General features: G+C 43.9%; 14 protein-coding genes. 12 read left to right on the top strand and 2 right to left on the bottom strand.

Annotated elements, in window-relative coordinates; translation table 11 throughout:
• Positions 1–226 precede the first annotated feature (226 nt).
• Positions 227–403 (top strand): 30S ribosomal protein S21, encoded by a 177-nt coding sequence (rpsU, locus tag ABID29_RS11805; RefSeq protein ID WP_027973330.1) that lies wholly within the window; start codon positions 227–229, stop codon positions 401–403.
• A gap of 217 nt (positions 404–620) precedes the next feature.
• Here the strand turns inward: rpsU and mscL are convergent, their stop codons facing one another.
• Positions 621–995, bottom strand: a complete 375-nt coding sequence (gene mscL / locus ABID29_RS11800) for a large conductance mechanosensitive channel protein MscL (RefSeq protein ID WP_354366316.1) — start codon at positions 993–995, stop codon at positions 621–623.
• Between the two features lie 262 nt (positions 996–1257).
• Here mscL and dnaG point away from each other — a divergent pair, with 262 nt between their 5' ends.
• From dnaG to ABID29_RS11745, 11 genes are all read left to right on the top strand, one after another.
• Positions 1258–3036, top strand: a complete 1779-nt coding sequence (gene dnaG / locus ABID29_RS11795; protein ID WP_354366315.1) for a DNA primase — start codon at positions 1258–1260, stop codon at positions 3034–3036.
• A gap of 4 nt (positions 3037–3040) precedes the next feature.
• Complete coding sequence (gene rpoD / locus ABID29_RS11790) at positions 3041–4153, top strand: RNA polymerase sigma factor RpoD (protein WP_168549991.1); 1113 nt, start codon at positions 3041–3043, stop codon at positions 4151–4153.
• A 375-nt stretch (positions 4154–4528) separates the two neighbouring features.
• Complete coding sequence (locus ABID29_RS11785) at positions 4529–4885, top strand: GNAT family N-acetyltransferase (protein ID WP_354366314.1); 357 nt, start codon at positions 4529–4531, stop codon at positions 4883–4885.
• A gap of 14 nt (positions 4886–4899) precedes the next feature.
• Positions 4900–5223 carry a metal-sulfur cluster assembly factor gene (locus ABID29_RS11780; protein ID WP_168549993.1) on the top strand — a complete coding sequence of 108 codons (324 nt, stop codon included), beginning with the start codon at positions 4900–4902 and terminating at the stop codon, positions 5221–5223.
• 134 nt (positions 5224–5357) lie between these two features.
• Entirely contained in the window at positions 5358–6266 is a 909-nt protein-coding gene (locus tag ABID29_RS11775) for a LysR family transcriptional regulator (RefSeq protein WP_354366317.1), read from the top strand.
• Positions 6263–6754 (top strand): signal peptidase II, encoded by a 492-nt coding sequence (gene lspA / locus ABID29_RS11770; RefSeq protein ID WP_354366313.1) that lies wholly within the window; start codon positions 6263–6265, stop codon positions 6752–6754. Before ABID29_RS11775 ends, lspA begins: the two co-directional genes overlap by 4 nt.
• Positions 6714–7607 (top strand): RluA family pseudouridine synthase, encoded by an 894-nt coding sequence (locus ABID29_RS11765; protein WP_354366312.1) that lies wholly within the window; start codon positions 6714–6716, stop codon positions 7605–7607. Before lspA ends, ABID29_RS11765 begins: the two co-directional genes overlap by 41 nt.
• Positions 7608–8080: 473 nt before the next feature.
• A complete protein-coding gene (locus tag ABID29_RS11760; protein ID WP_354366311.1) occupies positions 8081–8578 on the top strand; it encodes a GAF domain-containing protein in 498 nt (165 codons plus the stop codon).
• Complete coding sequence (gene dnaX, locus ABID29_RS11755) at positions 8578–10257, top strand: DNA polymerase III subunit gamma/tau (protein WP_354366310.1); 1680 nt, start codon at positions 8578–8580, stop codon at positions 10255–10257. Before ABID29_RS11760 ends, dnaX begins: the two co-directional genes overlap by 1 nt.
• A gap of 1 nt (position 10258) precedes the next feature.
• Positions 10259–10645 carry a YwiB family protein gene (locus tag ABID29_RS11750; protein ID WP_354366309.1) on the top strand — a complete coding sequence of 129 codons (387 nt, stop codon included), beginning with the start codon at positions 10259–10261 and terminating at the stop codon, positions 10643–10645.
• Between the two features lie 231 nt (positions 10646–10876).
• Complete coding sequence (locus tag ABID29_RS11745) at positions 10877–13561, top strand: cation-translocating P-type ATPase (protein WP_354366308.1); 2685 nt, start codon at positions 10877–10879, stop codon at positions 13559–13561.
• An 18-nt stretch (positions 13562–13579) separates the two neighbouring features.
• Here the strand turns inward: ABID29_RS11745 and ABID29_RS11740 are convergent.
• On the bottom strand, positions 13580–13873 hold a 294-nt coding region (locus ABID29_RS11740), incomplete at its 5' end, for a transposase (protein WP_354366307.1).

The raw sequence follows: 13873 nt of genomic DNA, 5'->3' as shown, positions 1-13873 counted from the left end.
TCAAATGTTTACCTTTTGGTGTATAATGGTCTTGCATCTCTATGTCCTGTTCTTGTGTTTTCGTCGACTACAAGTATAACATAGAGGTGTTTTTTCATGCACTTTAAGTGGCTAACTTCATTTTAGAACTTTCAGTTGTGAAAAAAACAATGGAAAAGACTTGACAATTTGATAAAAGTCTAGTAACATAATAAGGTAATCTTTGAAATGGAAGGGAGTGAAAATAATGTCAAAAACAGTTGTACGCAAGAATGAATCACTTGACGATGCCCTTCGTCGTTTCAAACGTGCTGTGACTAAAGCTGGTACTCTTCAAGAGGCTCGTAAACGCGAGCATTATGAAAAACCTTCTGTAAAACGTAAGCGTAAATCAGAAGCAGCTCGCAAGCGTAAGAAATTCTAAAAGTAAGAAGACAAACTCAATATCGTGGGTTTGTCTTTTTTAGTCTGTAAATAGTTTGATATTATTTTTTTGGTGGTAGTTGGCCTAGGAGTCTAGACTGGAATAAGTGAAAAACTTCAAAAGTAAAAAAAGAAACGAACTACCTGATTGTTCCCTCAAAGGGAAAAGATGGTTCGTTTCTTTTATTAATTCAGATTTTTGCTAGATGCAACAGGATTTAACCCTGTTGTCTTTCAAGCAATGCCTTGATATCAGCCAAGAGTTCCACTTCAGTTGGACCGAGGACATCTTCCTCAATTCTTTCTTCTTTCTTAAGAGTTGACTGTGCTTTTTCAAGTCCTTTGATGATTACGAATAGAGAAGTTCCTACGATCAAGAAGTTAATGATAGCGTTGATGAATTTGCCGATGGCAATTGATCCCAACATGATACCAGAGAAATCAGGCTGACCGATTACCATACCGATAAGAGGTGTGACAATATCTTCAACCAATGAGGTAACGATAGCTCCAAAAGCGCCACCGATGATTACTGCTACAGCTAAATCAACAATGTTTCCACGCATTAAAAATGCTTTGAGTTCTTTTAACATAAAAATGCTCCTTTTAAAAATATTAACTTGTTCATTGTATCTCAGTCTTAAGACCTAGTCAAGTAATTTGCATCAATTTTCAGTATTTAGTTCAAAATAGTTTAGTGGTCATTTGAAAGGGATTGATTAAAGCTAGTGCTTAACCGAGACCAAGTGTTAGCAAAGAAGCATTGCAAGATTTTGGTTTTACTTTTTCTGAAAATCATGCTATGATGGAGTATGGTATAATTTGCCTTTAGTCTGCACAAAAGGGGGTGACTGAATGATTGATAAAGACTTGGTTAGTGAGATTAAACAAGCGGTCAATATTGTTGATGTCATCGGTGAAGTGGTCAGTTTGACCAAGGCGGGGCGAAATTATCTGGGACTCTGTCCTTTTCACGGTGAGAAGACGCCTTCCTTTAATGTCGTTGAGGATAAGCAATTCTATCACTGTTTTGGTTGTAGCAAATCAGGAGATGTTTTTCGTTTTGTCCAAGACTACCAGGACTTAGACTTCTTAGATAGTGTAGCTGTGGTGGCTGAGAAGGCTGGAATTGTTCTTGAGCGACCACAAATGTCCCATTCAAAACCCAAAGATACTCCCCACCAAAGACTCTATGACATTCATCAGGCGGCAGCTGATTTTTATCATCGGATTTTGATGACGACCAAGCTGGGAGAGAAAGCGAGATCTTATCTTTATGAGAGAGGACTGACAGATGAGGTCATTAGCCATTTTCAGTTAGGTCTCTCTCCTAAGGAAGGGGACTATCTTTATCAAACCTTAGCCAAGGATTTTGATGAGGAGAGTTTGCTGGGGTCGGCCCTTTTTAACCCGACAGAATCCTCCAAAATATATGACGCCTTTCAAAACCGTATCATGTTCCCTTTGACAGATGAATATGGACGAATTATTGCTTTCTCTGGGCGGATTTGGACCAGAGAAGACATGGAATCTAAGCAGGCAAAGTACAAAAACAGTCGATCCAGCCCTATTTTTAATAAGAGCTATGAGCTCTATCACTTAGATCGTGCTCAAGTATCCATTAGAAAGCAGAGTGAAGTTTATCTAATGGAAGGCTTTATGGACGTTATTGCTGCCTATCGATCGGGGATCGAAAATGCGGTAGCTTCCATGGGAACAGCCTTGACACCGGAGCATGTTAGGCACTTGAGCCGTTTTACCAAGAAAGTCGTTCTGGTTTACGATGGGGATGCGGCCGGTCAGGCGGCGACGTCTAAAGCACTTGAGGTGTTGGATGAATTTGTGGTGGACATTGTGCGTTTGCCAGATCAGATGGATCCGGATGAGTTCATTCAAAAGGAATCAGGAGAAGCGCTAAAAACCTTTTTGCAGAACCAGCGTATCAGTCCAGTTGAATTTCTTATTTATTATTTGAAACCTCAGAATCTGGAAAACCTACAGGCTCAGATAGGTTTTGTGGAGCAGATGGCGGGAATTATTGCGAAAACACCTTCGATTACTGCTCAAAACACCTATATTCATAAATTAGCCGAGTTGCTACCGGATTTTGATTATTTGCAAGTCGAGCAGACGGTAAACCGTTTTAGGATCAACAGGCGTCAAGAAAATACCCTTAAACATAACGCACCTTCCCAGCTTCTTGTCAATGAATTGCCCTATGAGAGAGGTGTTTCCACCTTGCAGAGAGCAGAAAATCAGCTCTTCCACCGTATGGTTCACCACAATTATGTCTTGAATGATTACCGTTCACGGGTTGATTTTTTCTTTGATTCCAAAGAATTACAAACTCTTTATGAGCTTCTCTGTGAGCAAGGAAGCCTGTCACCTTTTGAACTCAACCAGTTAGACGAGTCGCTGCAAGATGCTTGGTATAGAGCCATGGAGGAATCTCTGCCAGAGGAAGTTGGCGCCAATGAATTGGCGGAGATTGAGCGCACTCGGGAACGAGAATTTTTAAAACGGGATAATCGCCAGAGAGCTCAGTCTGTTAGAGAGTATGCCAACTCAGGTGACGACCTTGCTGCTTTAGACCAATTAACTAGGCTTATTGCCCAAAAAAGAATTATGGAGTAAATGCATGTCAGAAACTACAAAAAAAGAAGTCACAACCTTTGACGTTCAAGTCGCTGAATATATCCGTAGTCGCAAGCAAGCGGGGAATGCAGTTGACGATGACATCAATGAGAAACTGGTTATTCCGTTTGGCCTTGAAGCTGAAGCGATTGATAATCTTTTGCAGCGTATTCAGGATGCTGGGATTTCAATTGTTGACAAGGAAGGAAATCCATCTGCTCGAGTGATGCAGAATGAGGAAGAGGTAGAACTCTCTGACGAAGAGCTCTTGGGGAGCAACTCTGCTAAGGTCAACGATCCTGTACGGATGTACCTCAAAGAAATTGGGGTTGTCCCCCTCTTGACCAATGAAGAGGAGCAGGAGCTAGCCTTGGCCGTGGAAGCCGGCGATGTCGAAGCCAAGCAGCGTTTGGCTGAAGCTAACTTGCGGTTGGTTGTTTCCATTGCTAAGCGCTATGTCGGCCGTGGCATGCAATTTTTGGACCTGATCCAAGAAGGAAATATGGGGCTCATGAAAGCTGTTGATAAGTTTGACTATTCAAAAGGGTTCAAATTCTCAACCTACGCAACTTGGTGGATCCGTCAGGCTATTACACGTGCCATTGCAGACCAGGCCCGTACTATTCGAATTCCAGTCCACATGGTGGAAACCATCAATAAATTGGTCCGTGAGCAGCGTAACCTCCTACAGGAGCTCGGTCAAGACCCAACTCCAGAACAAATTGCAGAGCGGATGGACATGACGCCAGACAAGGTGCGCGAAATCTTGAAGATTGCCCAGGAACCTGTATCCTTGGAAACACCTATCGGTGAGGAAGACGATAGCCATTTGGGCGATTTCATTGAGGATGAAGTGATTGAGAGCCCAGAAGAATACACCACTCGCATCGTCTTGCGCGAGCAATTGGATGAGGTTCTGGATACCTTGACTGATCGAGAAGAAAACGTCTTGCGCCTACGGTTTGGACTTGACGATGGCAAGATGCGTACGCTGGAGGATGTGGGCAAGGTCTTTAATGTTACCCGCGAGCGTATTCGTCAAATTGAAGCTAAAGCTCTTCGGAAGCTCCGCCACCCATCTCGCAGTAAGCCACTCAGAGATTTTATGGAAGACTAATCAGTGCCAGAGGCACTGATTAACTGTCCGCCCAGAAGTCCTAAAGCTGTAAGAACTCGATGGAATGTTTTACCGAACCGCATGAATTTCAAAATGTGGCAGGTAATGTCCACTGCTTTAATCGCCCATCAAGAAAACATGAGCGAAAAAGGAAGGCAGGTTGGTAAGATTAACTGAAAAACGGTCAGTATCGTATTGGTTGTGTCAGCGCTATTCCTACAGGTCGGACAGTGTAAGGTTTAAGGAGGGTATACAGTGGTAAGCATAAGCCCTATGCATGTAGGTGATATTCCCTAAAAAGCTGCGATTCAATTAGCGATTTTTAAAGAGACCTATCGGGATCTGGTTGCTGATGATTATCTAAATGCCCTTAGTTTGCCTCAACTTATGGAGCGTACCAGGGATAAATTAGAGACTGAAACAACTTTTTTGGCCTGGATGAATCAGGAACTGATTGGTTTTATCACTTGTCGCCAAGTTTCGGTTGATGAGGGGGAGATTTCAGCTATCGGTGTGTTAGCGTCATACCAGAAACAGGGGATTGGGTCCTTATTGCTAGAGGCAGGGAGAAAGCACTTGTCAAACTGTTCAAGAATTTTTCTCTGGGTTTTGGCAGACAATAACCGGGCGATTGCTTTTTATAACAATCAAGGCTTTGCACTGAGTGGCAAGCAAAAAATACTAACAATGGGCAAGCCATTGCTAGCTGAGGAAATGGTTAAGACAAGTTAGAAGAGGAAGAGGAAATGGTTTACACCGACCAAGAGATAGAAGACATCAAAACACGTATTTTACAGGCTTTAGAAGAGGTCATTGACCCAGAGTTGGGGATTGATATTATTAATCTTGGTCTGGTCTATGAGATTCGCTTCGACCAAGGGAAGACGGAAATTGATATGACGCTGACCACGATGGGATGCCCTTTAGCAGATCTTTTGACTGATCAGATTTATGACGTGGTTGGGAATCTTCCGGAAGTGACCGAAGTTGATGTACGTCTGGTTTGGTCTCCAGCTTGGACAGTTGATAAGATGAGCCGTTACGCTCGTATCGCTCTAGGCATTCATTAAGATATGTTGAGTCTAAGGGCTGTCCTTGGACTTTCTTTGATAGAGAACTTTTTGAGGGCTTGCTAGAATCATCTGGACTGAAGAAATCATTCGGGTGTTAAGCCTAGAATGTCGACAATCAATGGAGAAAAATGATGAATATTCAACAATTACGCTATGTGGTAGCGATTGCTAATAGTGGGACATTCCGAGAAGCAGCTGAGAAAATGTTTATCAGCCAGCCTAGTCTATCAATCTCAGTACGGGATTTAGAGGAAGAATTGGGATTTAAGGTCTTCAATAGAACCAGTTCGGGGACTGTTCTGACTCAGAGAGGGATGGTTTTCTATGAGAAGGCCCTGGAATTGGTCAAGGGATTTGATAGTTTTGAAAGTCAGTACCTGCATTCTGAAGATGAAAAGGAAGAATTTTCCATCTCAAGCCAGCACTATGATTTTTTGCCGCCCTTGATGGTTGAATTTGCGACGACCTATCCAGAACACTGCAATCTGAGGATTTTTGAATCAACAACGGTTCAAATTTTGGATGAGGTTGCTCAAGGCTTTAGTGAGCTTGGGATTATCTATCTCAATAAGACAAATGTTAAGGGCATTACCCAAAAGTTGAACAAACTAGAACTTGAGATTGTCGACTTAATTGATTTTAAGACCCATATTTACCTTAGAAAAGGCCACCCTCTAGCAAAAGAGGAGTTACTTGAATTGGAAGATTTAAAGGGACTTCCAACGGTTCGTTTCACTCAGGAGAAAGAAGAATACCTCTACTATTCGGAGAATTTCTTTGACACCAGCGATTCGTGTACAACCTTTAATGTTACAGACCGAGCGACCTTGAATGGTATTTTGGAACGGACAGATGCCTATGCCACTGGCTCGGGCTTTTTAGACAGCGAAAGCGTTCATGGGATTACTGTCATTCCAGTTAATGATGGGCAAGAAAACCGTATGGTCTATGTTAAGCGAAAAGATCAAGAACTATCGCAGGTTGCTGAGAAATTTGTCGGTGTCATGCAAGCCTATTTTGATAAGAAGAGGTCAGAATGAAAAAAATAATCCTTCCTGCAATTATTGGGCTTCTAATCGCTTTGGACCAGTGGGTCAAATTCTATGTCTTAGAGACTATTGCTTTGGGTGAAACCAAGTCCTTTATCCCAAGTATCTTAAGCCTGACTTACTTACAGAATTACGGTGCAGCTTTTTCCATTTTACAGAACCAACAGTGGTTCTTTATCTTAGTGACGGTGGTGATCATGGTGACAGCCATCCGCTATCTGATCAAGCATCGAGACGATAGTTGGCTTTTGGTCCTGAGTCTAGTGCTGATCATTTCAGGTGGGCTTGGCAATTTTATAGACCGCTTGCGACTTGGTTATGTGGTGGACATGTTTCAGACAGAATTTATGGATTTTGCGGTTTTCAATGTAGCTGATAGCTATCTGACTGTCGGTGTCGTCTTGCTTTTTAGTTATATGATGTTTTTTGAGGAGAATGATGGAACTAATCATCAAAACAGGAGGCGTTCGTCTCGATAAGGCCCTAGCTGAAGGGTCTAATTTGTCTCGGAGTGTGGCCAATGAACAGATCAAGGCTGGTCAGGTGCTGGTCAATGGTCAAGTCAAGAAGGCCAAGTATGTGGTCCAAGCGGGAGATCGCATCACTTATGAGGAGCCATTGGTAGAAGAAGTAGCCTATGTTGCTGAAGATATTCCCTTAGAGATTGTTTACCAAGACCAAGATATTGCAGTGATTAATAAGCCACAAGGTATGGTAGTACATCCCTCGGCTGGCCATACCAGCGGGACCTTGGTCAATGCCCTTTTGTATCATATTAAGGACCTTTCAGGGATAAATGGGGTTTTGCGTCCAGGTATTGTTCATCGGATTGATAAGGACACTTCAGGTCTTTTGATGATTGCAAAGAACGATGCAGCTCATTTGGCGTTGGCGCAGGAGCTTAAAGAACAGAAGTCTTTGCGGAAGTATATAGCTCTTGTGCACGGAAACCTTCCTAAGGATCGTGGGATTATTGAGGCGCCGATCGGCCGTTCCGAAAAAGATCGCAAGAAACAGGCCGTTACAGCCAAAGGGAAGCCAGCACTTACTCGTTTTCAAGTTTTGGAACGATTTGGGGCTTACACTCTTGTTGAATTAACTCTGGAGACAGGACGGACGCATCAAATCCGTGTCCACATGGCCTATATTGGTCATCCTGTGGCTGGAGATCCTGCTTATGGTCCAAAGAAGACTTTAGCAGGTAAAGGGCAGTTTTTACATGCTCAGACACTTGGGTTTACCCATCCAAGGACAGGAGAAACCATGACTTTTAGCGCCTCTTTGCCAGCTATTTTTGAAGAGCGATTGGGTGAATTGAAGGCCAAGCGCTAAACCATTTTAGTTTATAAAGGCTTTTTTTTGAATAGAGCATTGAACCGACTAGCAGGGCTAGTCGGTTTGTCTGTTATAGTCATTCCACTTCAAAAAGTACTTTTCATAGTTTAAGAAAACAATTTTCTTTTTCTGATACTTTTATGAGCTTTCTTATTTCTAGGTTCAGACCTCAAACGGTCTATCCCCAGACCGTTTGAGTAAGTAGCACGGACATTAGGCAAAACAGTCTGGGGATAGACTGTTTTGGAAAGCAAGTAGTGTTTCATTGCTAAAATTTGAGTTCTCCTCGCTTTACTATTTCTAGGCTCAGTGCTTCAACTGTCCACTGGACAGTTGAACTGCTACGGCGTCAGTATCGCTTTTACTCGCTACCGCTCGTACTACACATTTTTCAAGCGGAAAAACTATAATGTCGTTTAAGAAGAATAGATGATTCGTAAATCTACCTTAACTTATGTTATAATAAGGACATGGAAAATTCAGATAAACAAGCACATTATGAGTTATTATTGTTACAACTAGAAGCCTTGTTAGAAGGTGAGACCAATCCTTTGTCTAATCTCTCTAATGCTTCAGCCTTATTAAAACAGGCCCTGCCACGATCTGTTTTTGCAGGTTTTTATCTCTTTGATGGAAAAGAGCTGGTTTTAGGACCATTTCAAGGAGGGGTGTCCTGTGTCCATATTCCCTTAGGGAAGGGGGTCTGCGGGGAATCAGCGCTTAAACGTGAGACCTTGGTTGTTGATGATGTTACAATCCATCCCAATTATATTGCTTGTGATGCCGCTGCCATGAGTGAGATTGTTGTTCCTATGGTGAAAGGTGATACTCTACTGGGAGTTTTGGATTTGGATTCTAACCTCAAAGGTGATTATGACGCCATTGACCGAGACTATCTGGAGCGGTTTGTCACGCTTTTGGTGGAGAAAACGGTCTGGGATTTTAACATGTTTGGAGAGAAAGTCTAATGTACCAAGCCTTGTATCGGAAGTACCGCAGTCAATCTTTTGGAGAAATGGTTGGACAAGAAGTCGTCGCAACCACACTAAAACAGGCGGTGTCTTCTGGAAAAATTAGTCATGCCTATCTCTTCTCAGGGCCTAGAGGAACTGGGAAAACCAGTGCAGCCAAAATTTTTGCCAAGGCAATGAATTGCCCTAATCAAGCAAATGGCGAACCTTGTAATAACTGTCATATCTGTCAACAAATCACCCAAGGCAGTTTGGAAGATGTCATCGAGATTGACGCGGCTTCCAACAATGGGGTTGATGAGATCAGAGATATCCGTGATAAGTCTACTTATGCACCTAGTCTAGCTGATTATAAGGTCTATATCATCGATGAGGTCCACATGCTGTCCACAGGGGCCTTCAACGCCCTTTTGAAAACGCTGGAAGAGCCGACAGCTAACGTGGTCTTTATCTTAGCAACGACAGAGCTTCATAAGATTCCTGCGACCATCCTTTCTCGGGTGCAACGGTTTGAATTTAAGGCCATCCAGACCAGTGCCATTCAAAATCATTTGGTTCAAGTCTTACAAGAAGAAGAGGTTTCTTATGACAATGAAGCCCTGGCCATGATTGCAAGACGGGCAGAAGGCGGGATGCGGGATGCCTTGTCGATTTTGGATCAGGCGCTTAGCCTATCAGCTGGAGAGACTGTCGACTTGGCAACGGTTGAGGAAATCACAGGTTCTATTTCACTCCTGGCTCTGGATCAATATGTGGCAGCAATTTTAGCCAAAGACGGTCAGGCTGCCTTGGAGCAGCTACAAACGATTTTCGATGCTGGTAAGAGCATGAGTCGGTTTGCGGTCGATTTGCTGACCTACTTGCGTGACATGTTGCTGGCCAAGTCTGGTATTGACCAATCTCGCGTATCAGATTTGTTTAAGGACAACCTCGTTGCTGAGACGGAGCAGATTTTCCAGTGGATCGATCAGGTAACATTGGGCTTGAGTGATATTAAGGCAAGTGCCCAGCCAAAGATCTATGCAGAAGTCATGACCATTCGCCTGACGGAGACAGTGGCTTCTACAGCTGGTCTCCCACCTGCTGTTTTGGCGGAAATGGCTAGTTTGCAAGAACAGGTGAAGAGCTTGCAGGAACAGTTGAAAAAAGGTCTTGTTCCACAAGGCAGGCCGAATCCGCCAAAATCTCCTGCTCCAAGTTCAAAAAGAGGCTATCAGGTCGATCGTGCCAAGGTTAACCGGATCTTAGAAGAGGCGGTTGACAATCCTCAACTGGCCCGTGAAAATCTGACCCGCCTGCAAAATGCCTGGGGAGAGGTCATCGAGCATTTGTCGGGAGCGGATCGAGCCCTTCTAACAGGCTCTCAGCCAGTTGCAGCCAACGAAAATCATGCCATCCTGTCGTTTGAATCGCGTTTTAATGCTGAACAGACTATGAAGAGGGATAACCTCAACCTCATGTTTGGCAATATTCTCAGTCAGGCTGCTGGTTTCTCGCCAGAAATTTTAGCCATCGCCCACGAAGATTGGTTGGAAATCAGGCAGGAATTTTCTGCTAGAGCCAAAGGAGCTAAGAAGGACGAGGGAGCCTTGCCTGAAAAAGCAGAAGAGCAGGAGGCTATCATTCCAGAAGCTCTGGCCTTCCTAGCTGATGACCTGGAAATAAAGGAAGATTGAGATGAAGATTAGAATGAGAAATGAAATCCAACTGGATCATGAAATGGAAGTCATTTGCCAAGAATTTGATGTCCAAGTTCAAGAAAAAAATGGTCAGCTCTATCTTATTTTTCAAAATGACGAAGATGAGAAAGTCATTATCAAGTGCGATGAGGCCGAATTGACCATGACACGCTTCTCAAATCCTAAATCGGTGATGCGCTTTATCAAGCATCAAGAAGCTATCCTTGCTTTGCCGACACCGATGGGAATCCAGCACTTTGTGACGGATACCAAGGCATATGAGCTGGACCGAACCCAGCAAGTGCTTCGCTTGGACTATGATTTAAAGCCTCTGGAAAGCGACCAACTGTTTGCGTCTTATGAGATGGTGATTTGTTGGGAGTAATTTCTGAAAAAATATTGAAAAACCTTGTAAAAAATAATACTCAAATCGGTAGTGGAACTTGCATTTTTGCGCTAAAATGATATAATAGTTTACATCTCAAGGGAGTAGCTAGCGGTTTTAACGTGGTTTTGTCGTCATTTCGAATTTTTTCCGGCAATACCTTAAATAGCGAGACTTGTTTTAATCAAACAGGTCTCTTTTCTTTTGAAAAGAGACTAGAAGGAGTACATTTTGTCAAAAGAACAAAAGCGTCAAGCGTATTATACGCAAACCGAAGAAGCGGTATTGACCAGTCTTGAGACCAGTAAAAAAGGTCTGACTAGCCAAGAAGCTTCACAACGCCTTGCAGCATACGGTCGTAATGAGTTAGATGAGGGTGAAAAACGTACCCTCTTTCAGAAATTTATTGATCAGTTTAAGGATTTGATGATCATCATTCTCTTAGCAGCAGCAGTTCTGTCAGTGATTACTGAGGGAACACATGGTTTGACGGATGCTATTATCATCTTATTAGTTGTTGTCCTCAATGCTGCTTTCGGGGTTTACCAGGAAGGGCAAGCTGAGGCAGCTATTGATGCTCTGAAGTCTATGTCTAGCCCTATCGCGCGAGTTCGCCGAGACGGGCATATCAAAGAAGTGGATTCTAAGGAGCTTGTACCGGGTGACATCGTTATGCTTGAAGCTGGAGATGTGGTACCCGCGGATATGCGCCTATTAGAAGCGGCTTCCTTGAAAATCGAAGAAGCAGCCCTTACTGGGGAATCTGTTCCTGTTGAGAAAGACCTGGCAGTTGAGTTGGCAGAAGATGCGGGTATTGGAGACCGTGTCAACATGGCCTACCAAAACTCTAACGTCACTTATGGACGTGGGATCGGTGTGGTCACCAACACTGGGATGTTCACAGAGGTTGGTCATATTGCTAGCATGTTGGCCAATGCAGATGAGTCTGACACGCCACTCAAGCAAAACCTTCACCAGCTGTCTAAGATTTTGACCTATGCTGTTCTAGTTATTGCTGCGATTACCTTTGTTGTGTCTGTCTTTATCCGTAAAGAAGCACCGTTGAACTCTCTGATGACAGCTGTGGCCCTTGCGGTAGCGGCGATTCCAGAAGGTTTACCAGCCGTTGTAACGGTCGTTCTTTCCATGGGGACCCAGGTGCTTGCTAAACGTAACTCTATCGTCCGCAAGCTCCCTGCTGTAGAGACGCTTGGTTCTACGGAAATTATCGCTTCAGATAAGACCGGTACCTTAACCATGAACCAGATGACAGTTGAAAAAGTCTATTACAACGGTCAACTCTTTGATGCAGCGGATGATATTGCTGATGAAAACATGGTTCTGCGTGTCATGAACTTTGCCAATGATACTAAGGTGGATGCTTCTGGTAAGTTGATCGGTGATCCAACTGAAACAGCCTTGGTTCAGTTTGGGTTTGATCATGCCTTTGATGTTCGTGATGCCTTGAAGCTTGAGCCACGTGTAGCAGAATTGCCGTTTGACTCAGACCGTAAGCTTATGTCAACCATTCATAAGTTGGCTGACGGTAAATTCCTAGTAGCTGTTAAGGGAGCGCCGGATCAGTTACTGAAGCGCGTGGCCTTTATCGAAGACAATGGCACTGTTCGTCCAATTACTGATGAAGATAAAGCAACTATTCTTGCGACCAATAAATCCTTGGCTAAAGAAGCCCTTCGTGTCCTCATGATGGCTTATAAGTACGAGGACACTATTCCAACACTTGAAACAGAAATCGTTGAAAATAATCTAGTCTTCGCTGGTTTGGTTGGGATGATTGACCCTGAGCGTCCAGAAGCTGCAGAAGCGGTTCGTGTCGCTAAGGAAGCTGGTATCCGTCCAATCATGATCACAGGTGACCACCAAGATACAGCAGAGGCGATTGCCAAGCGTCTTGGAATCATCGACCCGAACGACACGGAAGACCATGTCTTCACTGGTGCAGAACTCAACGAATTGTCAGACGAAGAGTTCCAAAAAGTCTTCAAGCAATACTCTGTGTATGCCCGCGTATCGCCTGAGCATAAGGTGCGTATCGTGAAAGCTTGGCAAAATGAAGGCAAGGTCGTTGCCATGACGGGTGATGGGGTTAACGACGCGCCATCTCTGAAAACAGCCGATATCGGTATCGGTATGGGGATCACTGGTACAGAAGTATCCAAAGGTGCTTCTGACATGGTCCTTGCGGATGATAATTTCGCGACCATTATCGTGGCCGTCGAAGAAGGACGTAAGGTCTTCTCAAATATCCAAAAGACTGTTCAATACTTGCTATCTGCTAATACAGCGGAAGTGCTCTGTATCTTCCTAGCGACCCTCTTTGGTTGGGATGTGTTAGAGCCAGTTCACCTTCTCTGGATTAACTTGGTGACGGATACCCTGCCAGCTATCGCTCTGGGTATGGAACCTGCTGAGCCAGGTGTCATGAAACACAAACCTCGTGGACGTAATTCAAGCTTCTTCTCAGGTGGTGTTCTTGGAGCGATCATCTATCAAGGGATCTTCCAAGCAGCCTTGGTACTCGGCGTTTATGGCTATGCCATCGCTAACCCAGTTCATACCAGTTACGCAGAAGTGCATGCGGATGCTTTGACCATGGCTTATGCGACTCTTGGCCTTATTCAGCTGGTACATGCCTTTAACGTTAAATCTGTTTACCAGTCTGTCTTCACAGTTGGACCGTTCAAGAACAAGACCTTTAATTTGGCCGTTCTTGGCTCCCTCGTTCTCTTGGTGGCAACTCTAACTGTTCCATTCTTGGAGAAAATCTTCCATGTGACCCACCTTGACTTGTCTCAATGGACAGTTGTCATTGTCGGAAGTTTGGCCATGTTTGTGCTGGTTGAAATCGTTAAATTCCTCCAACGTGCCGTTGGTGCAGATGAAAAAGCGATTTAATGCTTAATCTATGGTATACTAAGAGGCCGGGCAAAAACTAGCCTCAAAATAAAACCACACAGTGACTTCTATCTTGAAAACAATCAAGATGAGAGAATCATAGTGTGGTTTTTGAGTTTTTGAAGTTTTTGAGCCTAGATGCTTGGCCAATTTTGTGAGATTCATACTCATGAAGAGGAATCCGACTTCTGTTTGGACGGCTTGGTGACCTCTAACGTGAACCCTGCGTACGCCAAAAACACTCTTCAATCGGCCAAAAACGGGTTCGACATCGATCTTCCGTTTGGCGTAGATACGAGAGCCTTCTTCACT

Source organism: Streptococcus rupicaprae (genome assembly GCF_040545225.1).
GTDB classification, from domain to species: domain Bacteria; phylum Bacillota; class Bacilli; order Lactobacillales; family Streptococcaceae; genus Streptococcus; species Streptococcus rupicaprae.
This window is presented reverse-complemented; position numbering and strand designations above follow the sequence as displayed.

Bases quoted from the DNA above. Each gene is read 5' to 3' on its own strand.
- rpsU (WP_027973330.1), top strand. From the start codon at position 227: ATGTCAAAAACAGTTGTACGCAAGAATGAATCACTTGACGATGCCCTT.
- mscL (WP_354366316.1), bottom strand. From the start codon at position 995: ATGTTAAAAGAACTCAAAGCATTTTTAATGCGTGGAAACATTGTTGAT.
- dnaG (WP_354366315.1), top strand. From the start codon at position 1,258: ATGATTGATAAAGACTTGGTTAGTGAGATTAAACAAGCGGTCAATATT.
- rpoD (WP_168549991.1), top strand. From the start codon at position 3,041: ATGTCAGAAACTACAAAAAAAGAAGTCACAACCTTTGACGTTCAAGTC.
- ABID29_RS11780 (WP_168549993.1), top strand. From the start codon at position 4,900: ATGGTTTACACCGACCAAGAGATAGAAGACATCAAAACACGTATTTTA.
- ABID29_RS11775 (WP_354366317.1), top strand. From the start codon at position 5,358: ATGAATATTCAACAATTACGCTATGTGGTAGCGATTGCTAATAGTGGG.
- lspA (WP_354366313.1), top strand. From the start codon at position 6,263: ATGAAAAAAATAATCCTTCCTGCAATTATTGGGCTTCTAATCGCTTTG.
- ABID29_RS11765 (WP_354366312.1), top strand. From the start codon at position 6,714: ATGGAACTAATCATCAAAACAGGAGGCGTTCGTCTCGATAAGGCCCTA.
- ABID29_RS11760 (WP_354366311.1), top strand. From the start codon at position 8,081: ATGGAAAATTCAGATAAACAAGCACATTATGAGTTATTATTGTTACAA.
- dnaX (WP_354366310.1), top strand. From the start codon at position 8,578: ATGTACCAAGCCTTGTATCGGAAGTACCGCAGTCAATCTTTTGGAGAA.
- ABID29_RS11750 (WP_354366309.1), top strand. From the start codon at position 10,259: ATGAAGATTAGAATGAGAAATGAAATCCAACTGGATCATGAAATGGAA.